The sequence below is a fragment of the Neohoeflea coraliihabitans genome (assembly GCF_019334345.1).
GTDB classification, from domain to species: Bacteria; Pseudomonadota; Alphaproteobacteria; order Rhizobiales; family Rhizobiaceae; genus Pseudohoeflea; species Pseudohoeflea coraliihabitans.
The window spans coordinates 1,132,549-1,154,783 of the sequence record NZ_JAHWQX010000001.1 but is presented as its reverse complement, the minus strand read 5'-3'; the positions used below and the strand labels follow the sequence as shown (position 1 = coordinate 1,154,783).

The 22,235-nt window shown below is 63.0% G+C and carries 24 protein-coding genes; 8 read left to right on the top strand and 16 right to left on the bottom strand.

The features are described 5' to 3' along the window. Positions 1-28: 28 nt before the first annotated feature. From dapF to fsa, 4 genes are all read right to left on the bottom strand, one after another. Entirely contained in the window at positions 29-907 is an 879-nt protein-coding gene (gene dapF / locus KY465_RS05475) for a diaminopimelate epimerase (protein WP_219200551.1), read from the bottom strand. 143 nt (positions 908-1,050) lie between these two features. Then, the gene (locus KY465_RS05470; RefSeq protein ID WP_219200549.1) at positions 1,051-1,212 is read right to left on the bottom strand and encodes a DUF1328 domain-containing protein; all 162 of its coding nucleotides are present in this window, start codon (positions 1,210-1,212) and stop codon (positions 1,051-1,053) included. Positions 1,213-1,287: 75 nt separating this feature from the next. Further along, positions 1,288-2,316 (bottom strand): MBL fold metallo-hydrolase, encoded by a 1,029-nt coding sequence (locus KY465_RS05465; RefSeq protein WP_219200548.1) that lies wholly within the window; start codon positions 2,314-2,316, stop codon positions 1,288-1,290. Between the two features lie 108 nt (positions 2,317-2,424). Beyond that, entirely contained in the window at positions 2,425-3,078 is a 654-nt protein-coding gene (gene fsa, locus KY465_RS05460; RefSeq protein WP_219200546.1) for a fructose-6-phosphate aldolase, read from the bottom strand. A 240-nt stretch (positions 3,079-3,318) separates the two neighbouring features. Here fsa and KY465_RS05455 point away from each other — a divergent pair, with 240 nt between their 5' ends. Further along, positions 3,319-5,454 (top strand): primosomal protein N', encoded by a 2,136-nt coding sequence (locus KY465_RS05455; RefSeq protein WP_428982946.1) that lies wholly within the window; start codon positions 3,319-3,321, stop codon positions 5,452-5,454. 15 nt (positions 5,455-5,469) lie between these two features. Here the strand turns inward: KY465_RS05455 and KY465_RS05450 are convergent, their stop codons facing one another. Together KY465_RS05450 and KY465_RS18765 are read right to left on the bottom strand one after the other, a co-directional pair. Beyond that, positions 5,470-5,802, bottom strand: coding sequence for a hypothetical protein (locus KY465_RS05450; protein WP_219200541.1), 333 nt, complete (start codon positions 5,800-5,802; stop codon positions 5,470-5,472). A 113-nt stretch (positions 5,803-5,915) separates the two neighbouring features. Next, positions 5,916-6,116, bottom strand: coding sequence for a DUF2061 domain-containing protein (locus tag KY465_RS18765; protein ID WP_219200539.1), 201 nt, complete (start codon positions 6,114-6,116; stop codon positions 5,916-5,918). A 142-nt stretch (positions 6,117-6,258) separates the two neighbouring features. Between KY465_RS18765 and KY465_RS05440 the strand changes: the two genes are divergently transcribed. The 7 genes from KY465_RS05440 to KY465_RS05410 all read left to right on the top strand — a co-directional run bounded on the left by KY465_RS05440 (position 6,259) and on the right by KY465_RS05410 (position 13,019). Then, entirely contained in the window at positions 6,259-7,089 is an 831-nt protein-coding gene (locus KY465_RS05440) for a helix-turn-helix domain-containing protein (RefSeq protein WP_255561433.1), read from the top strand. 199 nt (positions 7,090-7,288) lie between these two features. Further along, positions 7,289-7,678, top strand: a complete 390-nt coding sequence (locus KY465_RS05435) for an AGROH133_08824 family phage infection protein (protein ID WP_219200534.1) — start codon at positions 7,289-7,291, stop codon at positions 7,676-7,678. Positions 7,679-7,948: 270 nt separating this feature from the next. Next, on the top strand, positions 7,949-8,509 hold the full coding sequence (locus tag KY465_RS05430; RefSeq protein WP_219200533.1) for a F0F1 ATP synthase subunit delta: 561 nt from the start codon (positions 7,949-7,951) through the stop codon (positions 8,507-8,509). Next, a complete protein-coding gene (gene atpA, locus KY465_RS05425) occupies positions 8,509-10,038 on the top strand; it encodes a F0F1 ATP synthase subunit alpha (RefSeq protein ID WP_219200531.1) in 1,530 nt (509 codons plus the stop codon). Before KY465_RS05430 ends, atpA begins: the two co-directional genes overlap by 1 nt. Positions 10,039-10,067: 29 nt before the next feature. Next, on the top strand, positions 10,068-10,952 hold the full coding sequence (locus KY465_RS05420; protein WP_219200529.1) for a F0F1 ATP synthase subunit gamma: 885 nt from the start codon (positions 10,068-10,070) through the stop codon (positions 10,950-10,952). 22 nt (positions 10,953-10,974) lie between these two features. Then, positions 10,975-12,501: a F0F1 ATP synthase subunit beta gene (gene atpD / locus KY465_RS05415; protein ID WP_219200527.1), complete on the top strand. Its 1,527-nt coding sequence runs from the start codon at positions 10,975-10,977 to the stop codon at positions 12,499-12,501. A gap of 110 nt (positions 12,502-12,611) precedes the next feature. Then, positions 12,612-13,019, top strand: a complete 408-nt coding sequence (locus KY465_RS05410) for a F0F1 ATP synthase subunit epsilon (RefSeq protein WP_219200525.1) — start codon at positions 12,612-12,614, stop codon at positions 13,017-13,019. A 74-nt stretch (positions 13,020-13,093) separates the two neighbouring features. Here the strand turns inward: KY465_RS05410 and KY465_RS05405 are convergent, their stop codons facing one another. The 10 genes from KY465_RS05405 to KY465_RS05360 form a co-directional block, all read right to left on the bottom strand. Then, entirely contained in the window at positions 13,094-13,615 is a 522-nt protein-coding gene (locus KY465_RS05405) for a GNAT family N-acetyltransferase (protein ID WP_219200523.1), read from the bottom strand. 1 nt (position 13,616) lies between these two features. Further along, positions 13,617-14,312: an aspartate/glutamate racemase family protein gene (locus tag KY465_RS05400; RefSeq protein WP_219200521.1), complete on the bottom strand. Its 696-nt coding sequence runs from the start codon at positions 14,310-14,312 to the stop codon at positions 13,617-13,619. Next, entirely contained in the window at positions 14,309-14,884 is a 576-nt protein-coding gene (locus tag KY465_RS05395) for an RNA pyrophosphohydrolase (RefSeq protein WP_219200519.1), read from the bottom strand. Before KY465_RS05395 ends, KY465_RS05400 begins: the two co-directional genes overlap by 4 nt. Positions 14,885-14,894: 10 nt before the next feature. Next, a complete protein-coding gene (locus KY465_RS05390; protein ID WP_346432595.1) occupies positions 14,895-15,842 on the bottom strand; it encodes a divergent polysaccharide deacetylase family protein in 948 nt (315 codons plus the stop codon). Between the two features lie 375 nt (positions 15,843-16,217). Continuing rightward, positions 16,218-17,540, bottom strand: a complete 1,323-nt coding sequence (locus tag KY465_RS05385; RefSeq protein WP_219200515.1) for a S41 family peptidase — start codon at positions 17,538-17,540, stop codon at positions 16,218-16,220. Then, the gene (locus tag KY465_RS05380) at positions 17,530-19,008 is read right to left on the bottom strand and encodes a murein hydrolase activator EnvC family protein (RefSeq protein WP_219200513.1); all 1,479 of its coding nucleotides are present in this window, start codon (positions 19,006-19,008) and stop codon (positions 17,530-17,532) included. The genes KY465_RS05385 and KY465_RS05380 overlap by 11 nt, the downstream gene beginning before the upstream one ends. A 73-nt stretch (positions 19,009-19,081) precedes the next feature. After that, positions 19,082-19,564 (bottom strand): 23S rRNA (pseudouridine(1915)-N(3))-methyltransferase RlmH, encoded by a 483-nt coding sequence (gene rlmH, locus KY465_RS05375; RefSeq protein ID WP_219200512.1) that lies wholly within the window; start codon positions 19,562-19,564, stop codon positions 19,082-19,084. 111 nt (positions 19,565-19,675) lie between these two features. Beyond that, complete coding sequence (gene rsfS / locus KY465_RS05370; RefSeq protein ID WP_219200778.1) at positions 19,676-20,149, bottom strand: ribosome silencing factor; 474 nt, start codon at positions 20,147-20,149, stop codon at positions 19,676-19,678. A gap of 92 nt (positions 20,150-20,241) precedes the next feature. Next, positions 20,242-20,835 carry a nicotinate-nucleotide adenylyltransferase gene (locus KY465_RS05365; protein ID WP_219200510.1) on the bottom strand — a complete coding sequence of 198 codons (594 nt, stop codon included), beginning with the start codon at positions 20,833-20,835 and terminating at the stop codon, positions 20,242-20,244. A gap of 43 nt (positions 20,836-20,878) precedes the next feature. Next, a complete protein-coding gene (locus KY465_RS05360) occupies positions 20,879-22,159 on the bottom strand; it encodes a glutamate-5-semialdehyde dehydrogenase (protein ID WP_219200508.1) in 1,281 nt (426 codons plus the stop codon). Positions 22,160-22,235 lie beyond the last annotated feature (76 nt).

Sequence of the window (22,235 nt, the reverse complement as noted above, 5' to 3'; positions counted from 1 at the left end):
AGCGTGTCGACAGGCTGTTTTGCAGCGGTCAAACCGGTTCCTCCAGGCGCTGCCAGTCACCGCTAGAGGGATCGAGTCGGCCAGCCCATTCCCATTCGGCAGGCCCCGTCATGATGACGTGATCGTCATCGCGCCATTCGAGTGCCAGAGGTCCGCCGGGAACAATGATCGTCGAAGAACGGCCGGCGCGGCCGGTGCGGGCGGCGCTGACGGCCACTGCACAGGCGGCCGAGCCGCAGGCCCGGGTCAGACCGGCGCCCCGCTCCCAGGTTCGAATCTCGATGGTGTTGGCGTCGCGCGGCCGGGCGATGGTGATGTTGGCGCGATTGGGAAAGATCGGATGCTGTTCCAGCATCGGGCCAAGCCGGGCAAGATCGTAGTCCCAGATATCTTTATCGACCCAGAAAATCGCATGTGGGTTGCCCATGGACACAACCGACGGCGAATGCAGAATCGGCGCATCGATCGGCCCGGCCTGCAACTCGATGGCGCGCGTATCGGCGAATTCTTCGCTCAACGGAATCTGGTCCCAGCGGAAAGCGGGAATCCCCATGTCGACGGAGATGCGCCCGTCCTCCAGTTCCAGGGCGCTGACCCGGCCAGCGCGCGTGTCGAAGGAAAAGGACTTGCGGCCGGTCTCTGCTGCCAGAGCCTGAACCACGCAGCGTGTGCCATTGCCGCATGCTTCTGCCTCCGAGCCGTCACTGTTGAGGATCTCGATGCGATAATCGCTCTCGTCGCTACGGGCGTCGTGAACTGCCATGATCTGATCGAAACGGGTGGCCGGATCGGCAGCGAGGGCACGGGCTGCTGCCGGCGCGACGGAACCGTCGCGGCCGCGCATGTCGACCACGAGAATCTCATTTCCCAACCCGTTCATCCGGGCAAAAGCGACGCAAGTGTTCATGCGCGCTATATGGCGGAAAGCGCCGGAGATTACCAGCCTGCCACCGATTGTCCGATGGCAGCCTGGTCCGGGCTCACTTCCACATTCCGGAAGCAGCGGTGCCCCGTCCATCTTTGCCGGATGCGGGCACGATCAGACGCCGGTCACGCGATGGCAAAGACCCCGAAGAGCACCAGCAGGAAGAGGATCAGGGCAATGGCAATCAGGATCTTGGCGCCCGTCAGCGCGGCTCCGGAGATCGAATTAAAGCCAAGCAGGCCGGCAATGGCCGCGACGACAAGAAGAATAAGAATCCATTTGATCATGATGTTCCGCCTCCTGATGGAATAAGTGGTGCAATTCTGCAACGCATGACTGGCCCGGCGGTTCCATCGACGCTCTCAGTCGCGCCCGGAAGACAGCGGCACATCCCATGCCTCGCCTGGGAGCAAGGTGCGGAACTGGCGCTGCATCGCGGCCGCGACCGAGCCGCGCGAATCGCTGGAAAGCGCCTTTTCAAGCCGTTCCACTGGTTCATTCACCGCTTCGCTGGTCAGTTGAAAGGTGCCCCAGTGGTGGCCGAGGGCAAAGGGACAACCGAGGATCTTGAGTCCCGCGAGCGCTTCCTCCGGGTTCTGATGCTGATCGCGCATGAACCAGCGTGGCTCGAAGGCACCAATCGGCAGGATCGCCAGATCGAAGCGTTCATGCTTGGCACGCGCCCGTTGGTAAGGTCTGCCATTGTCGAAGCCGGTGTCGCCGACGTGGAATACGCGTCGCGTCGCGGTTTCCAGGGTAAAGGCGGACCACAGGGCCATCGAGCGGTCGCGTATGCCGCGCGCGGACCAGTGATGGCAGGGTTCGAAATGAACCGTGAGCGGGCCGCAGTGGACGGTGTCATCCCAGTCGCCCGTTGCGACCCTCATGTCCGGCACCTTCGCGGCAATGATCGTCTCGTTGCCGAGCGGCGTGATCACCTGCGGATCGTGCTTGGCCTTGAGGCGTGCCAGCGTGTTGAGGTCGAGATGGTCATAGTGGTTGTGGGTGAGCAGAACGAGATCGATCGGCGGCAGCTTATTGAAAGCGATACCAGGCAATCGGCGCCGTGTCGGTCCGAGGAACGACAGCGGGCTGACCCGATCCGACCAGACCGGGTCGGTGAGAATGTTGAGCCCCGCAGTCTGGATCAAGAGCGTGGCGTGGCCAATCATTGTTACGCGCAGATCATCGGCTGCGATTCGCGGAAGCGGCGCCGGAGGCGGCTCGCCATTGGCGAGTTGGCGCGGCCATCGCGCGCGCTTTTCGGTAAGCTGCCAACGCAGCAAATCGCGCAGCCCCTTCGGGCCGGCGCCCTCGGGGTTGTAAAAACGCTGTCCATCGAAATGGGCGCTCTTCGGCCCGGAATAGTAAGGATTGCGCCCAGCAGCCATGCGGTTGTCTCCGGGATCGCGCTCATCATGCGGCTGCGCCTGCTTCCGCGGCAAGCGGAATGAAGGAGGCGGCCGAAAACCGCCTCGATCATAAAGGCGGCCGAGCGGTCAGGCGATGGTCTGACCCGTCTTTTCCCAGTCGGCCAGGAACTGCTCGAGACCCTTGTCGGTCAGCGGGTGCTTGACCAACGCCTTGATCGTGGCCGGCGGCACGGTGGCGACGTCGGCGCCGATCAGTGCCGCTTCGCGCACATGATTGACGGTGCGAATCGAGGCGGCCAGAATTTCGGTCTGGAAACCGTAATTGTCGTAGATCTGCCGGATCTCACGAATCAGGTCCATGCCATCGATCGACATGTCGTCGAGGCGGCCGATAAAGGGCGAGATGAATGTGGCGCCGGCCTTGGCGGCCAGCAGCGCCTGGTTGGCCGAGAAGCACAGGGTCACATTGACCTTGTGGCCATCACCGGTCAGCGTGCGGCAAGCGCGCAGGCCATCGAGGGTCAGCGGCAGCTTGATGCAGATGTTGGAGGCGATCTTGGCGAGCACCTCGCCTTCGCGGATCATCTGCTCATACTCGACCGCGGTGACTTCGGCGGAGACCGGACCCTTGACGATGTCGCAGATCTCCTTGGTCACTTCGGTGATGTTGCGGCCGGATTTAAGGATGAGCGAGGGATTGGTCGTCACGCCGTCGATCAGCCCCAACTCGTTGAGCGTGCGGATTTCAGCAACGTCCGCCGTATCGACAAAGAATTTCATGTATTGCTCCATCCATCTTTGCGCCGGGTCCTTCCCGACATGAGCCGATTTGCGGCTTTCCTTTAAACCATCGCACGGGCAAGGTCACGATCCATGGCCAGAGATTCGCAGCAAATTCCATTAATCCCGCCCGGGAGCGAGGCCGAGGCGGTTCAGTCGCCGACTGCTCCGAGATCAAGCGACACCGATACGGGCCGTAGGACGGCAAGGCCGGGCAAAGCGGTGCCCGTCCTCGTTCCCATGCCGGTCGACCGCGCTTTTTCCTACATGGTTTCTGAGGGGCAAGATGTCGCACCGGGGCAGATTGTCCAGATCCCGCTCGGGCCGCGAAAGGTTCCTGGCGTTGTCTGGGAGGGGCCAGCAGACCAGGTCGATCCGAAAAAATTGCGGCCAATCCTCAAAGTGTTCGACTGTCCGCCGCTCGATGCCCCGATGCGTGCCTTCATCGACTGGGTGGCACGCTATACGCTGACGCCGCCCGGCCTGGTGGCGCGGATGGCATTGCGGGCACCGGCGGCGTTCGAGCCGGAACCACCTGTCGCGGCCCTGCGATGGACCGGACGTGAGCCGGAACGAACCACTCCGGCGCGCCGACGGGTCCTGGCTCAGGCCGGGGATGGTGCGGCTTGGACGAAAGCCGGGTTGGCGCATGCGGCCGGCGTGTCGGCCAGCGTCATCGACGGCCTGGTGGCGCAGGGCATCTTCGAAAGCGTGATGTTGCCGGCGCCTCCCGTCGTGGCCGTGCCGGATCCGAACTATGCCGAGACGGCGCTGTCGGGCGAACAGCGTGACGTTGCCGAACTGGTGCGTGACGATGTCAGAGAAAGCGGGTTCAAGCCATCCTTGCTCGACGGCGTGACCGGTTCGGGCAAGACGGAAGTGTATTTCGAGGCCGTTGCGGAAGCGGTGCGGCAGGGCCGGCAGGTGCTGATCCTGCTGCCGGAAATCTCCCTGACGGCCGCGTTTCTCGACCGCTTTCACGACCGCTTCGGCGCCCGGCCGGCGGAATGGCATTCGGACGTCTCGCCGCGGCAGCGTGAGAAAGTCTGGCGGCAAGTGGTGACCGGCGATGTCCGTGTGGTTGCCGGGGCCCGCTCGGCGCTGTTCCTGCCGTTTCGCGATCTGGGGTTGATCGTCGTCGATGAGGAGCACGACCCGGCCTACAAGCAAGAGGACCGCGCCTACTACAATGCCCGCGACATGGCGGTGGTGCGGGCGCGGATCTGCGATATCCCGGTGATCCTTGCCTCGGCGACACCGTCGATCGAGACGCGGGTGAACGCGGCGTCGGGGCGCTACGGCTCGCTGCGTCTGCCCTCGCGTTTCGCCGAGGCGCGCCTGCCGGACCTGACGCTGATCGACATGCGCCGAAATCCGCCGGCGCGGGGCGGCTTTCTGTCGCCGGTGCTGGTCGAGGCGATCGCTGAGACCCTGCAGAAAAAAGAGCAATCGCTGCTGTTCCTCAACCGGCGCGGCTATGCACCGCTGACCCTGTGCCGAGTGTGTGGCCATCGTTTCCAGTGTCCAGACTGTTCCAGCTGGCTGGTCGAGCATCGGTTTCGCAACCAGTTGCAGTGTCATCACTGCGGTCATGGCGAGCCCGTGCCACAGGCCTGTCCGGAATGCGGCACGCTTGATCATCTCGTGGCTTGCGGCCCCGGCATCGAACGCATCGCCGAAGAGGTCGACCGCCACTTTCCCGAGGCGCGAACGATCGTCCTGTCGTCAGACATGGCCGGAGGAACGCGGCGTCTGCGCATCGAACTGGAGGCGATCGCGCGTGGCGAGGCGGACATCATCATCGGCACGCAACTGGTCGCCAAGGGGCACAACTTTCCGAACATGACGCTGGTGGGCGTGGTCGATGCCGATCTTGGCCTGGCCAATGGCGACCCGCGCGCTGCCGAACGCACCTATCAGCTGCTGTCGCAGGTTACCGGTCGCGCGGGACGCAGCGGGTTGGCCAGCCGCGGTCTTATCCAGACCTATCAGCCGGTGCATCCGGTAATGCAGGCGATCGTTTCGGGCGATCCCGAAGCCTTCTACGAGCGTGAAACGGATGAGCGGCGCAAAGCCTTGCTGCCGCCCTTCGGACGGCTGGCTGCGGTGATCATCTCGGCGCCGGACCGGGCCGCAGCGGAGAGCCATGCGCGGGCTCTGCGGAATGCGGCGCCGGCAAGCTCGGACGTATCGGTGCTCGGCCCGGCGGAAGCGCCGCTGGCGTTGATTCGGGGCCGGCACCGGTTTCGGCTGCTGGTGCATGGGGACCGGCAAAGCGACATTCAGGGTTTCCTGCGGGCGATGGCGGCGGCGGCCCCCAAGCCGCGCGGCGCGATCCACGTGCAGCTGGATATTGATCCGCAAAGCTTTCTGTAGAGTGCGGCACGCCCCTCAGTTGGACAGGATCTGGGCGTAGAGGTCCTCCAGACGGTCGAGGCCGTGGTCGTGCTGTCGTTCCTTTCGCACGATTTCGGCGTGGACGGGACCCAGACTGCAGCCGCACGCTGACATCAGGTCCCGAGAGATGGCCGAGCGATCTGCAGCGGCGCCGCCCGATCCATCCGACACGCAATTGATGGTCGCGCCACAGTCCGACAGCAGGGTGAGGATGAACAGCTCATGGCCGGGATGGGCGAAAAGCGCAGTCACAGCGCCCTGCAGCTGCCACGGCCCCCAGTTGCGCCGGGGCAAATCGGTTGCGCGGTGGGCGGAGACGGACATCATGACGCTATTTATGACCAGAAGACTGGCGCAACGTAATAAATCTCCCGCTCTACGTGTCAGATGCCGATGGCAGGGGATTCAAGTGGTCGGCATTGCACGGCCAAGCCCAAGGCTCAGCGGCCCCAGCGAACGCGCTGCCAAAGGCGTTCGTGGAGAAAGAAGAACGCGGTGCCGCTGAGTGCCGACGACAGGGCAAGGGACACTCCGGCGGTGATTGAGCCGGTAAACATCCAGGCGAGCGCAGCGGTGGTAATCACCCCGAGAGCTTGCCAACTGAGCGCTTTGACGAGCGTGCGGGCAGGCGATTCGGTCACGTAACGGGTCCTTTCCTGAAAATGGGTCGACTGTGGCGTAGCATCACTCAACGATCGCGGGAATTCTGTATTTTTGCTGCAGAAAAACTGTAATGTTGAAAAAAAACCACAGTGGGTATAAAACAAAACAATGCAAAAAGAGATGCGAGCTTCCCTTTTTCGGTCGCGGCTGGCGCAACGCTTGAACGAGCGCGGCATCAGCCGCAGCGGCCTGGCACGCCAGGCCGGGGTTGATCGCTCGACGATCGCGCAATTGCTTGCCGGGGATGAGCTGCGCATGCCGAATGCGCATCTGGTTGCGGAATGCGCAGCGGCCCTGGGTGTCAGCGTCGATTGGCTTCTCGGCCTGTCCGACCGCCCGGAGTCTGCTGCCGAGGTCCTCTCAACCAGTCTGCGGATGGAAACGGCTGCTCGAACGCCCTCTGACGATCAGATCCTTGCCTGGCACCAGGAGGCGGCCGGCAGCAAGATCCGGCACGTGCCGGCGACCTTGCCGGACATGCTGAAGACAGAGGCTTTGCTCGACTGGGAATATGCGGCCTTTCTCGACAAGACGCCAAGCCAGGCCCGCGAGACGATGCGCGATACGATCAACTGGATGCAGGCACCGGGCTCGGACTACGAGATCTGTGTGCCGATCGACCTGGTGCGTGCCCTGGCGCAGGGAGAGGGCTACTGGCAGGGCATCGACCCTGAGACGCGGCGTGCGCAAGTGGAGTTCATGGCCGGTCGCTGCGCCGAACTCTATCCGTCGCTGCGGCTCTACATGTACGATTCGCGCAAGGTTTTTTCAGCGCCGATTACCGTGTTTGGCCGGCTGCTGGCCGCTGTATATGTCGGACAGGTGTATCTGGTCTATCGCGAGAGCCGGCAAGTGCAGGCGCTGACCGAGCATTTTGACGGGCTGGTGCGCGAGGCGGCGGTGGAAGCGCGCGGTGCGGCGCGCACCATTCGGGGCTTTTTGCGCGATTGACGAGCCTCCCGCTTGCGCTGATGAAGGCTGACGGAGGCGATGAACTGATTTCAGCGCCGGCGGCGCGACGCGGCCTTGATGCCGGCGGCGAGCATGCTAAACGGGTAATATCGAAGGACCGATCGGTGGCAGGTGAGCCGTCGTCGGGTGTCATTGCGAACGGGGGTTCGCGCCGCGACTTGTCGATAGGGGAACCGCGATGCTTTCATTTTATGTCCCGAGCGAAACCAGCGAGTTGCTGGCCTGGGTTTCAGCGCTCGTGACAATCTTTTTCGGCCTGCTGCTGCTGGTTGCGCCGCGGCTGTCATTTCGAATCCTGCGCATCCAGACGGTGCCGCGCCATCCGGAAGCTGTGGCCGAAGGACGCGGCACGATGGCCGGCTTTTATCTCGGGGTGGGATTGTGTGCGATCGTGTTCGCGCAGCCGCTGCTCTACATCGCGCTTGGTGCCGGCTGGGGATTTACCGCGCTCGGCCGGCTGATGTCGATGCTGTTCGATCGCGGACTGACGCTGTTCAACCTGATTTCCGTGTGCATCGAGGCCGCCCTAGCCGCCGCACCATTGCTCTATGCCGTGAGTGTGATGTAACCGGCTGAGCTCTGCATGCAGTGCCTGCGGATCAAGCCGGCCCAGGGGCGGCGCGAAAGCGATAGCATCGGGACCCGAAGGGAAGCGGATAACCGGCTCGCAGCGTGTTGCGAGTCCCACCGCTCTATGCTAGACGAACCGCGAATTTTGGGAAAAAGCAGCCGAATGGCCGCACAGCCTCAAAAAATTACGTAATGAAATCAGGATTTTGCCAGACTCACTCCGGAGCGTCGGCGAGACCCTGAACAGAAACGAGGGAAAAACCCGCCCGTGGCCGAACAATCGCAGCGAATTTCCGGTGTTGCCGAACGCTATGCATCGTCGCTTTTCGAACTGGCGTCTGCAGACAATGCCATCGATGCCGTTGCCAAGGATCTCGACCAGTTCAATGCCCTGATCGAAGGCAACGACGAACTGAAGCGGCTGATCTCCAGCCCGGTCTTCGCCTCGGACGATCAGTTCGGCGCAATTTCGGCCATTGTTGCCAAATCCGGCCTCGGTCCGCTGTCCGGCAATTTTCTCAAGGTGGTCGCCAGGAACGGACGACTTGACGTCTTGCCTGGCATCATGGCCGCCTACCACCAGATCGTGGCGCGGGAGCGCGGCGAGGTGACCGCCTATGTGCGTTCAGCTCACGCGCTGTCGTCGGCACAGGAGCAGGAACTGGCTTCGACCTTGTCGAGCGCCACCGGCAAAAAGGTTTCCACCCGTGTTACGGTGGATCCGGCCTTGCTCGGCGGTCTCGTGGTCAAGGTTGGCTCCCGCCAGATCGACACATCGCTTCGCACGAAGCTTTCCACCCTTAAGCACGCACTCAAAGAGGTTGGCTGATGGACATCCGCGCCGCGGAAATTTCCGCAATTCTCAAAGACCAGATTAAAAATTTCGGCAGTGAAGCTGAAGTTTCGGAAGTCGGTCAGGTTCTGTCCGTCGGTGACGGTATTGCTCGCGTATACGGGCTCGACAACGTCCAGGCGGGCGAAATGGTCGAATTCCCCGGTGGCATCCGGGGCATGGCCCTGAACCTGGAAAGCGACAATGTCGGCGTCGTGCTGTTCGGTGCTGACCGCGACATCAAAGAGGGTGACACCGTCAAGCGGACTGGTGCCATCGTGGACGTGCCGGTTGGCCCCGAACTGCTCGGCCGCGTCGTCGACGCGCTCGGCAATCCGATCGACGGCAAAGGTCCGATCAACGCGACGCGGCGGGCCCGTGTCGACGTCAAGGCGCCGGGCATCATGCCGCGCAAGTCGGTGCATGAGCCGATGTCGACCGGCTTGAAGGCCATCGATGCGCTGATCCCGGTTGGCCGCGGCCAGCGCGAACTGGTCATCGGCGACCGCCAGACCGGCAAGACCGCCATTCTGCTCGACACCTTCCTCAACCAGAAGCCGATTCATGATAACGGTCCGGAAGCGGACAAGCTGTTCTGCGTCTATGTCGCTATCGGTCAGAAGCGCTCGACCGTGGCGCAGTTCGTCAAGGTGCTCGAGGAGCGCGGCGCGCTCGACTATTCGATCATCGTCGCTGCAACGGCCTCCGATCCGGCGCCGATGCAGTTCCTGGCGCCTTTTGCCGGCTGTGCAATGGGCGAGTATTTCCGCGACAACGGCCAGCATGCGCTGATCGGTTATGACGATCTGTCCAAGCAGGCCGTCGCCTACCGTCAGATGTCGCTGCTCCTGCGCCGTCCTCCGGGCCGCGAAGCCTATCCGGGTGACGTGTTCTATCTGCACTCGCGCCTTTTGGAGCGTGCCGCCAAGCTGAACGAGGACAATGGCGCCGGTTCGCTGACCGCGCTGCCGGTCATCGAAACCCAGGGCAATGACGTGTCGGCGTTCATTCCGACCAACGTCATCTCGATCACCGATGGCCAGATCTTCCTGGAAACCGACCTGTTCTACCAGGGTGTCCGCCCGGCGGTGAACGTCGGCCTGTCGGTGTCGCGCGTTGGATCCTCGGCGCAGATCAAGGCGATGAAGCAGGTTGCCGGCTCGATCAAGGGGGAACTGGCGCAGTACCGCGAGATGGCGGCATTTGCACAGTTCGGTTCCGATCTCGATGCCGCCACGCAGCGGCTCCTGAACCGCGGCGCCCGCCTAACCGAGCTTCTCAAGCAGCCGCAGTTCTCGCCGCTGAAGACCGAGGAGCAGGTGGCGGTGATCTATGCCGGCGTCAACGGCTATCTCGACAAGATCGCCCTCGATCAGGTGCAGAAATTCGAGCAGGGCCTGCTGGCCTATATGCGTGGCGAGGGCAAGGACATTCTCGAGGCCATCCGCACCGAGAAGGCGCTCACCGATGAGATCAAGTCGAAACTGACCGACACCATCGACACCTACGCCAAGACCTTCGCCTGAGGCGAACAGACCGCAAGGACCAGTAACGGATGCCTTCACTCAAGGATCTGAAGAACCGGATCGCCTCCGTCAAGGCGACGCAGAAGATCACCAAGGCAATGCAGATGGTTGCCGCGGCGAAGCTTCGGCGGGCGCAGGAGGCGGCGGAAGCCGCCCGGCCGTATTCCCAACGCATGGCTTCGGTGATGGCCAACATCGCCCAGGCCGTGGGTGGGGGCGACGATGCCCCGGCCATCATGACCGGCACCGGCAAGGACGACACGCATCTGGTGATCGTCGCGACCGCCGAGCGCGGGCTGTGCGGCGGTTTCAATTCGGCGATCGCCCGGCATGCACGTGATCACATCCGCCAGCTGCTCGCAGCAGGCAAGACGGTCAAGATCATGTGTGTCGGCAAGAAGGGCTACGATATCCTGCGCCGCGAATTCGCCAGCCTGATCATCGAGCGGATCACATTCCGCGAGGTCAAGCGCATGAGCTTTGCCGAGGCCGAACTGGTGGCCGGCAAGGTCTTCGCTCTCTACGATGCCGGCGAGTTTGACGTCTGCACCTTGTTCTATTCCGAGTTCCAGTCGGTGATCAGCCAGGTCCCGACCAAACAGCAGATCATTCCGGTGAAGGCGCCGGAGATCGAGCAGGGTGCGGAATCTGGTGCTGTTGCCGCCTATGAATACGAACCCGATGCCTCGGCCATTCTTGCCGATCTGGCCCCGCGTTCGGTGAAGGTGCAGATTTTCCGGGCATTGTTGGAAAATGTCGCCGGTGAAATGGGCGCCAAGATGTCGGCGATGGATAACGCGACGCGCAATGCGGGCGAGATGATCGACAAACTGTCGTTGAGCTACAACCGCCAGCGGCAGGCGCAGATCACCAAGGAACTCATCGAGATTATTTCGGGCGCCGAAGCGCTCTAAGGAACACAAGAGGGTATCAAACATGGCTAAGGCAGCTACCTCGGCAACCACGCCCGCAGCGGCGAAGAAGCCCGCGGCGCGCAAGGCGCCGGCAAAATCGGCAGCGTCCACCACCAGCTCGGCGCAGGCAGCCGGCACCAAGGGCAAGGTCTCTCAGGTCATCGGCGCCGTCGTCGACGTGGCATTTGAAGATCATCTGCCGCCGATCCTGAACGCGCTGGAAACCACCAATATGGGCCAGCGCCTGGTGCTCGAAGTGGCGCAGCATCTCGGCGAGAACATTGTTCGCACGATCGCCATGGACTCGACCGAAGGTCTGGTGCGGGGCCAGGAAGTCGTTGACACCGGCGCGCCGATCTCCGTGCCGGTCGGCGAGGAAACCCTCGGCCGCATCATGAACGTCATTGGCGAGCCCGTGGATGAAGCCGGCCCGATCAAGACGGCCACCAGCCGCGGCATTCACCAGGACGCACCGGAATATGTCGAACAGGCGACGGAAGGCGAGATTCTCGTCACCGGCATCAAGGTCGTGGACCTTCTCGCGCCCTACGCCAAGGGCGGCAAGATCGGCCTGTTCGGCGGTGCCGGCGTCGGCAAGACCGTTCTGATCATGGAGCTGATCAACAACGTCGCCAAGGCGCATGGTGGGTATTCGGTGTTTGCCGGTGTTGGCGAGCGCACGCGCGAAGGCAACGATCTGTACCACGAAATGATCGAGTCCGGCGTCAACAAGGAAGGCGGCGGCGAGGGCTCGAAAGCGGCCCTGGTCTACGGCCAGATGAACGAGCCGCCCGGTGCCCGTGCGCGCGTCGCGCTGACCGGGCTGACGGTGGCGGAACATTTCCGCGATCAGGGTCAGGACGTGTTGTTCTTCGTCGACAACATCTTCCGCTTCACGCAGGCCGGTTCGGAAGTGTCGGCTCTGCTCGGCCGCATCCCCTCCGCCGTGGGCTACCAGCCGACGCTCGGCACCGATATGGGCGCCATGCAGGAGCGCATCACGACGACCACCAAGGGATCGATCACCTCGGTGCAGGCCGTCTACGTTCCGGCCGACGACCTGACCGACCCGGCTCCGGCTTCGACCTTTGCTCACCTTGACGCGACGACGGTGCTCAGCCGCTCGATCGCGGAAAAGGGCATTTACCCGGCTGTCGACCCGCTCGATTCCACCTCGCGCATGCTCGATCCGATGATCGTCGGGGAAGAGCATTACGAAGTGGCCCGCAAGGTGCAGTCGACACTGCAACGCTACAAGTCGCTGCAGGACATCATCGCCATTCTCGGCATGGATGAGCTGTCGGAAGAGGACAAGCTGGTCGTTGGCCGCGCGCGCAAGATCGAGCGCTTTCTGTCGCAGCCGTTCTTCGTGGCGGAAGTGTTCACCAACGCACCGGGTAAACTGGTCGACCTCGCGGACACCATCAAGGGCTTCAAGGGCCTTGTGGAAGGTGAGTACGATCACCTGCCGGAACCCGCCTTCTACATGGTCGGTTCGATGGATGAAGCCATCGAGAAAGCCCAGAAGCTGGCCGCGGAAGCGGCCTGAGCAGGAAACGGATCAGCGAACAGGAGGAGCAGCGCGCGCGTTGAACAGGCAAGAGCGGATCAAACGGGATCCGGTTCAAGTCGATCGCCAATGCGTGCCGCTCACAATCCATGGCCAACAGCTTCACATTCGAACTCGTTTCGCCGGAACAGCTTCTCGTTTCGCGGGAGATCACCTCGGTGGTCATTCCGGGATCGGAAGGCGACATGACGGTGATGGCCGACCACGCGCCGACCATGGCGACGATCCGTCCCGGCATCGTCACCTTGGCGGGTGCCGACGGGCAGGAAGACCGCTATGTGGTGTTCGGCGGTTTTGCCGACATTCTGCCGGATGCCTGCACGGTCCTCGCCGAATCAGCCATTCATGTTGATGCGATCGATGCCGAAATGATCAAGGCGCAGATCGCCTCCGCCGAAAAGGCTGTCGTCGAAGCGCAGCACGACGTGCAGCAACAGAAGGCACGCGAGTTTCTCGATCAGTTGACGACCCTGCAAGGGGCCATCCTGCCGGCCTGACGTAACGGCCGCAGGAACGCGTATTGGACGGGCCCGCTGCGGGCCCGTTTCTCGTTCAGCCGGGCGTGGCGGCCTTAGCCCAGAGCGGTGAAGGGCGCCGGATAGCGCAGCGTTCCGGTCCAGCCACGCAGTGCATCTTCCGTCAGCTCGATTGCCATGAATTCCGGTCCCTGCCACGGCACCGTGGCAGCATCGGCAAGCTCGGATCGAAAGCCGAAACGACAATAGTAGCCAGGAGCACCGAGGACATAGACGGCGCGCCAACCGGCCTGTGCTGCCGCGTCAAGCCCGCGCCGCACGAGTTCGGTGCCAACATGCATGTCCTGCCAGGCGGGGGCGACCGCCAGCGGCGCCAGGGCAAGCGCGCCCCCTGGCCCCTCGATGGCAGAGAAGAGCACATGCCCGATAATGTCGCCGGCACGCTCGGCCACCAGCGAGAGTGTGGCAATGTCGGGGGAGGCATTGAGCGCGTGCGAGAGTTCAGCCTCGGCGCTGCGGCCGAATGCGGCTTCCTCAACGGCGCTTATCGCGGCGCGATCATTGGCTTCGGCGGCGCGGAAACGACATTGGCTGACGGCGATACGCCCGTGGGGCATCCTAGGTCTCCATGGCAAACCTTGCGGCTCTGGTGGCATGCAAGAGCGTCGTATCATAGAGAGGCAGCGCGCTGGTGTCGCTGTCGATGATCATGGTCAGTTCGGTGCAGCCGAGAATCAGCGCCTGGGCTCCGGACGCCTTGAGCGTGGTGATGACATCCCGGAACAATTCTGCTGAAGCCGGATTGACCGTGCCGCGGCACAATTCCTCATAAATGATGCGATGGATCGTCTCGCGCCCGGTCTGGTCCGGAACGAAAACTTCGAGGCCGAAGCGATCGGTCAGACGCCGGCGGTAGAAATCTTCTTCCATGGTGAAGCGGGTGCCGAGCAGGGCGACACGACGATGGCCGTCGGCGCGCAGGGCCTCGGCGGTCGGATCGACGATGTGCAGCAGCGGCAAATTGCCGGCCGTTTCGATCTCCAGGGCGAGCTTGTGCATCGTGTTGGTTGCAATGACCAGAAAGTCAGCACCGCCAGCACGCAGCGACTGGGCGGCCGCCACGAGCAGGCGCCCGGCGCCGGCCCAGTCGCCATCGTGCTGGCATGCGGCGATCTCGTGAAAGTTCACCGAATGCAACAGGATCCGTGCCGAATGCAGGCCGCCGCGCTCGGACTTCACCGTCTCGTTGATCATCTTGTAGTAGAGTGCGGTTGATTCCCAACTCATGCCGCCGAGAAGACCGATCAGTTTCATGACTGTTCGTCGACCAGCGGGGTAAAGGCGGCAACCACCTGGCGGTACAGCTGCTTCTTGAAGCCGACAACAAGGTCCGGGAGGGTTGCCATTTTGGCCCACTTCCAGGCGTCGAATTCCGGGGTGTGCCCATCGGGTGGAGGGTTGATGGCAATCTCGCTTTCGTCGCCGTCGAAGCGATAGGCGAACCAGCGTTGTCTCTGGCCGCGATACTTCCCCTTCAGCCCAACGCCGATCAGGTGATCGGGAAGATCATAGCTGATCCAGTCCGGTGCTTCGCGCAGCAAGGAGATCGAACGCATGCCCGTCTCCTCATAGAGTTCGCGGCGGGCGGCGGCCTGGTGATCTTCGCCGGGATCGATGCCGCCCTGGGGCATTTGCCAGAGCTGCGGTACGCCGCCAGCTTCAGAATTGCCAACCGAGAGCCGGCGTCCGACCCAGACTTTCCCCTTGGCGTTGAGCACCATGATGCCGACGCACGGGCGGTAGGGAAGGCTGTCCTTTGCCACCGGTTGAACGGCAGGACCGTTTTTCTTGCCTTGCGGAGCGTCCTGTCCGTCAGTGCCATCCATCGATCTGGCCTCAGTTTCTTTGCGGATCGTCTGCCAGGGCAGCGACGCCAACGATTTCGATACCACGCGCCTTCGCCTCATTGGTCCACGACGCCACGGTATCGACGGTGATCTCAAACGCCGACCCGACCCCGATGGCCGTGCCATTGCGGCGCGCGATCCGCTCCAGCGTATCAAGCTGGGCAAGAATGTCGCCGCGCTGCCGGCTGGTGTCGATGACCAGATCGGCGGCGGCGAAGGGGATGGCAAGGCGCTGGGCAAAACTGTCGGCCAGGGATTGCGCCGCCGTGCCGTCATCCAGAAACATGAGGCCGCGACCGGCAAGGTCGTCCATCACCGGCGCCATGGCTTCCGGAGAGGCAAGAAAGCGCCCTCCCATGAAGTTTGTGATGCCGGTGTAATTGGTGATGCGGGCCATCGCACCATGCAGGTCTGCCAGGTTGCGTTCCGCTCCGGCATCGACAGTGAGCGTCCCCCGGCCAGGATTGTTGCGCGGATAGTCAAATGGCTCGAATGGCACCTGCAGCATGATCTCGCGGCCATCCCGCCGGGCTTGCTGCATCCAGCGCTGCAGGCTGTTGCCATTTGCAGCAAAGGCGACGGTGATTTCCTCGGGCAGGACCTGCAATGCGTGCTGTGTTCCGGTCTGGCTGAGGCCGAGCCCGCCGATGAGAATGGCAATGCGGGTGCCGCGTGCCCCGGACCAGGGGCGCGCATAGATATCAAAGGCGCGCTCACCGGCCGCACCCAGAACCGGCAGCTTGCCAATGGCTGTCGTCTCGAGCACTGCCGGATCCGGCAGATGGGCAAGGCGCCGGTCCTGGCCTCTGGGCCCCGGTGGGGCGCTGACATCAGGATAATTCTCTTCGAGCGGGTCCGACGCATCACCAGACGCTCCGGCGCCATCGATGATCGTGATTTGCGGCTGATCGGAGTTCTCGGGCTCGTTCTGCAGCACAGGGCTTGCCGGATCCGGCACGGTACCGGTGAACGCCGGGTCCAGGGAGGCCTCTGTCGCTTCGCCTGGCTGTGTTGCGACGGGAATACGGGCTTGCCACGCGGCCCAGCCACTGCCAGCGATCACCAGCAGGAGTGCCGAACAGGCCGGGAGCGCGCGAACCCCTCGCTGACCCCGCCGAGATGCAGCCTCGCGCCGCGGCTTGCCCAAAAGGGGGGCGTGGATGTCGGGTTCCCGCATCAGTTGTTCCGATTCGCTGCCTGTTGCCATTGAATCAAGGTGTCGGGCTGCAGGCAAGGGCGAAGATCGGGCGGGCCACAAAGACCGCCGGCCCGAACATGGTCCGGGCCGGCGTGAAGGTTCAATTCTCGGCTCTTAGTTCTCGACTTCGGCCGTCTCGGGGCTTGGCGGGAAGGCCGCATTGGTGACCTCGCCGCGCAGAAGCTTGAAGGCCTCGTTGAGCTGCTGGTCGTCCTTCGGATCCGGCGGCACATAGGCAATCGAGCCGGAGCCTTCATCCGTTTCGGCGTCGCCCTGAATATGACCGCGCAACTGCGATTCGCCAGCGGCTCGGACCCGGCCGCGCAGCTCCTCGGGCACCGGCTCTTCGAGCTCGATGTCCGGCATGATTCCCGTTCCCTGGATCGATTTGCCGGAGGGCGTGTAATAGAGGGCCGTGGTCAGTCGCAAGGCGGTCGTCTCGTCAAGCGGAATGATCGTCTGCACTGAACCCTTGCCGAAGGAGCGTGTGCCCAGCACCGTGGCACGCTTGTGGTCCTGCAGCGCGCCGGCAACGATCTCGGATGCCGAGGCCGATCCGCCATTGACCAAGACGATCAGCGGTTTGCCATCGGTCAGGTCGCCCGGCCGGGCATTGAACCGGCGGGTTTCCTCAGGGTTGCGACCGCGTGTGGACACGATCTCGCCGCGCTCGAGAAAGGCGTCGGAGACGCTGATGGCCTGATCGAGAAGTCCACCGGGATTGAGGCGAAGATCGAGTACGAAGCCTTTCAGCTTGTCGGCACCGACTTCCTCGGTGATGGCCTCGATGGCATCCTCGAGATCGCCGTAGGTCTTTTCGGTAAACGAGATGATGCGAAGATAGCCGAGATCATCCTCAACGCGGTACTTGACCGCCTTGACCGAGATGATGTCGCGGATGACTTCGATCTGTATCGGGGCATCGGCACCGTCGCGCAGGATGGTCAGTTCGATCGAGGTGTTGATCGGACCGCGCATCTTGTCAACGGCGTCCGACAGCGACAAGCCGCGGACCGGCTCGCCATCAATCTCTGAAATGAAGTCACCGGCAAGGACTCCGGCGCGGGCTGCCGGGGTGTCGTCGATCGGGGTGACCACCTTGACCAGCTCATCCTCCATCGTCACCTCGATACCAAGCCCACCGAACTCGCCACGCGTCTGGGTCCGCATGTCGTCGGCATCGTCCTGATTGAGGTAGCTGGAATGTGGATCGAGCGAAGTCAGCATGCCGTTGATCGCAGATTCAACGAGTTCGGCTTCCTCGGGCGGGGTGACATATTGGGCGCGGACGCGCTCAAACACGTTTCCGAAGATCGCGAGCTGCCGATAGGTCTCGCTGCCCGCTGCACTGGCAGAGGTCCCGTAGGATTGCACAGCGCCGAATGCCGTCGCTCCCATCAGGGCGCCAACCGCCAAAAGTGTCACCTTACGAATCATTGCTTGCCTTTCCTAAAGACCATGCGTCCTTCCACCAGGGGCGGGGATCGACGGGCTTGCCGCCTTTTCTGAACTCAATGTAAAGGGTCGGATCATCCGATGCCAGTGTCAATGCCGCTGCCCCTGCCATTCGCCTCGCGGCGACCGTCCCGATCGGTTCCCCGGCCAGGACAAACCTGCCCGCGGGGACCGTGTTCTCGCTCAATCCGGCCAGAACAACATGGTAGGTCTCGCCGACATCTATGATCAGAGTGTGACCATAAGAGCGAAACCGGCCCGAATAGACCACCCAGCCATCGGCCGGCGCGCGAACCACGGCATTCTCGCCGACAGCAATCAATTCGCCAGCCAGCCCATGCCCGCTGCCATCGGCGGCACCAAATGCTCCGAGCTTGCTGCCGGATACTGGCTGAACCAGCGTGTTCTTGAGCGCTGAGAAGGCGTATGCCGGAATAATGCGGTTTTTCTCAGGCACCTTGGCCAGGGCCAGCTCGCGGGCGCGCTGCATCTGTTCTGCCAGTTGCTCGCGGCGCTCCTGCTCGGCACGGCGGGCGGCAAGCGTCGCCTGGCGCTGGCTGTCGATTTGCTGTTCGAGTTCGGCGATTGCCGATTCCAGCGCGGCAGACTTTTCACCCAGCGCTCCGGCTCTGCGGCGTTCGAGCGCAAGGCGACGCTCGCTTTCATCCTGCAGGGCCAGCTTTTCGATGACCAGGGCTGCCAGCCTTTCACTTTCGCGATCGTTCTCTTCAAGCGCCGCGGCCAAGGTTCGGCGCTCCTCGGCGATGGTGGCGCGCAGCGTCGCCAATTCCTCGAGATCGCGTGCCAGGGCGTCGGTCTCGGCGCGGATTTCGGGAACGACAGCCCCCAGCAGGATGGCACTGCGCACCGAAGAGAGAGCATCGTCAGGGGCGATAAAGAGCGCAGGCGGCGGATTGCGTCCGATGCGCTGCAATGCGGCGAGGACCTCGGCCAGCACGTCGCGCCGGGCAAGCAGGGAGAGACGAAGCGTTTCCTGACGGCGGTTCAGATCGGCGAGACGGGTTTCACCTTCCCCAACTTGGCGGTCCAGTTCATTGCGGCGCGACCGGGCGGCCTCGAGCGCTGTCTGCAGTTCCTGCTGTTCGTCGCGCAAGCCGGCAATATCGTCCTCAAGCAACTGCAACGCTTTTTCCGCCGCTTCGGCGTCATGCCGCGTGGCTTCGAGCGCATCGACATTTTCGAGATGTTCTTCCTGCAAGGCCGGATCAATCGCAACCGGTGCTTCGCCGGAACCGCCGGCAGTTTCGCTCGCGATGTCGCCATCAGCGTTCAGAAGTTCGGCATTGCTGCCGGTTTCAGTCGCCCGCGCGGATTGCAAGGGCACAGCCGAAAGACAGGCGGCGCACACCAAAGCGAGCATTGCCCGTGCGGCCTGCAACGCCAAAGGCGAAATGCCGGATTGCAGAGCGAATGAGAAGCGCGGAATCATGGGGGGAACCCTACCCAATTGCCTGTTAACGCACCATGAACCTTTTCGTGAGGGGAAGTGCTCATGTCGGCGGTCAACTGCGATGATAGGGATGGCCAGACAGGATGGTGGTGGCGCGGTAGAGCTGTTCGGCAACAAGGACGCGGACCAGCTGATGCGGCCAGGTCATCTGACCGAAGGAGAGAAGGAGATCCGCGTGCTGGCGCGCTGATGCATCGAAGCCGTCCGGCCCGCCAATGGCGACGAGCAAATCGCGGCATCCTTCGTCGCGCAGGCGGCCGAGATGGGTTGCAAAGCCGACGGAGTCGAGGTTGCGACCGCGCTCATCAAGAAGAATGAGGTTTGCGCCGGGCCGCTGCGCCTTGAACAGTTCAGCCGCTTCTTCGGCCTTGCGCTGCGCAGCCGTGCGGGCGCGGCTTTCCGGCAACTCGATCAGGCGGGAGAATTCGAGCCCGATCGGCGGGCCTGATCGCGTCAGTCGCTCAAGATAGCGGGCCGCAAGGTCCGCCTCGGCTCCGGCTTTCAACCGGCCGATGGAAAACAGGGTGATCTTCATGGCATGCATTCAGCCCGGGGACATATTCACGTCAAGCCCGCCGACTTGCTTCCGCCCGGCGCGGAAGCAGTTTCCGGCAGGTGACGTGGTTTTGCCTGAGCTGCCCTGCGGTCAGTGCAGCTGTTCGGTTTCGGCCGCCATCGGAATTTCGGGGGCCTGCCACATCTTCTCGATGTTGTAGAACTCCCGTATTTCCGGCCGGAACACGTGAACGATCACGTCTCCCGAATCAATCAGCACCCAATCGCCGGTGGTCAAACCTTCGATCTTCGGGGCCCCGAAACCGTTGTTCTTTATGTCGCGCATCAGATGGTCGCAGATCGCCGTGACGTGACGGCTGGAACGCCCGGATGCCACGATCATATGGTCTCCGAGAGCCGATTTGCCGGTAATATCGATGCAGACGATGTCTTGAGCTTTTGAATCCGCGAGACTGTCGCGAATCAGTTGAAGTTGACGAAGCGCGGCATTACCGCTGTTCTCCGCAACGGGTGAGAAAGTACCTTCGGCATTTCCCTTCGGTTGTGCTGTCCTCAGCGTCGTTCCTTTCAGTTTCGAACAGACAGATCGCGCACGTCGCGACATCACTTGCAACGCGCTTTGCTAAGATAGGCATGGCTGCCTGTTGTTTTCAAGGTGGCGCGGCAACGCCATTGTCCTCAGATCTGTCGTGGAGGTCAGTCTGTCTCGGCCCGCGCAGCGCGCAGGGCGGTCGAGGACAGTGTCGAGCGCGGTCCGTGGATGAAGGTCCAGGCCGGCGGCCGCGCAGTCGGCAAGGCGCGCGCGTCGCTTTCATCAAGGCGCGCCCGCGCGAAGGTTTTTGCCGCCGGCGCCGACAGATAGGAGAGCGTCGAGCCGGGGCGATCGATGACGGCGATCGGAAAGGTCGTGGCAATGCCGCGCCAGTTCTGCCAGCGGTGAAATCCCGCAAGATTGTCGGCCCCCATAATCCAGACGAAATGGATCGATGGATGCCGCTTCTTAATGAATGCCAGGGTCTCGGCGGTATAGCGTAAACCGTAGGCAGCCTCGAAGGCTGTCACCTTGATGCGCGGATCATCGACAAGCTGCTGGCTGTGGGTGACGCGTTCTTCAAGTCCGGCCAAATTGCCATGATCTTTCAAGGGATTACCGGGCGTGACCATCCACCATAGCTGCTGCAGTCCGATGCGCCGCAGGGCGATTTCGGAGACGAGAACATGACCGGCATGCGGTGGATTGAAGGAGCCGCCAAACAACCCGACGCGCATGCCGGCTTCAACATGCGGCATGCGCAGCCAGGGCGGCTGATATGAGGGTCCGGCGGCCTTCAACTCATGGCCTGGTCTGGCCGGAGCCACGTACCCGGTAATTGAATGAGGTCAGCTGTTCGACGCCAACCGGGCCGCGCGCATGCATCTTGCCGGTGGCGATGCCGATCTCGGCGCCCATGCCGAATTCAGCGCCATCGGCGAACTGCGTGGATGCATTGTGCAGCAGAATCGCCGAGTCCACCTCGTTGAAAAACCGGCCGACGACGTCGGGATCCTCGGCGATCACGGCCTCGGTGTGATGCGAGGAATAGCGGTCAATGTGAGCCAGCGCCTCGGCAATGCCATCGACCTGACGCGCCGAGATTATGGCGTCGAGATACTCGGTCGACCAGTCTTCCTCGCAGGCTGATTCGGCCTCGGGGTACAGCGCGCGCACATGCTCGTCGCCGCGGATGGTGCATCCGGCTGCAGCGAGATCGGCAAGAATGGCGCTCTTCGTTTCGACCGGCAGTTGGGCATCGAGCAACAGCGTCTCGGCAGCGCCGCAAATCCCGGTGCGGCGCATCTTGGCGTTGGTGACGATGCGGCGGGCCATATCGGGATCGGCGGAACGGTCGACATAGACATGGCAGAGCCCCTCGAGATGGGCAAAGACCGGAACCCGCGCCTCACGCTGGACGCGGGCGACGAGAGTCTTGCCGCCACGCGGCACGATGACATCGAGATTGCCGTCCAGGCCGGAAAGCATGGCGCCGACCGCATCCCGATCGGGCACCGGCACCATCTGGATGGCGTCAGCAGGCAGACCGGCGGTGGTCAGGCCTTCCGCCAGACAGGCGTGAATGGCACGCGAGGAAGCAAGCGAATCCGAGCCGCCGCGCAACACCACCGGGTTTCCTGCCTTCAGACACAGGGCCCCGGCGTCAGCGGTGACATTGGGCCGGCTTTCATAGATGACGCCGATGACACCGAGCGGTGTACGCACGCGCTCGATGCGCAGGCCGTTGGGGCGCTCCCAGGCGGCGAGAACGTCGCCAACAGGGTCGGGAAGGGCGGCGATGGCGCGGATGCCGGCAGCAATTGCGGCAATGCGCTCGTCGGTCAGTTTCAAGCGATCCTTGAAGGAGGCGGCGAGCCCGGTCTGCTCGGCACGGGCCATGTCGTCGGCATTGGCCGCCAGGATGGCCGTACTGCCGCGTTCGATGGCCTCGGCCATGGCAAGCAGCGCGGTATTCTTGGCTTCGGTCCCGGCAAGAGCCAGCGGCGCTGCCGCACGACGGGCGCGGCGGCCGATATCGGCCATCAAGGATTCCGTTTCACCTTGTTCGTTGCGCTCAAGCATGGGGATCTTTCCGTTCGTCATGAGGCCCTGCGATCGCATGTTCATACGCAATCGGCGGGCGAGGGTAAAGGCGCAC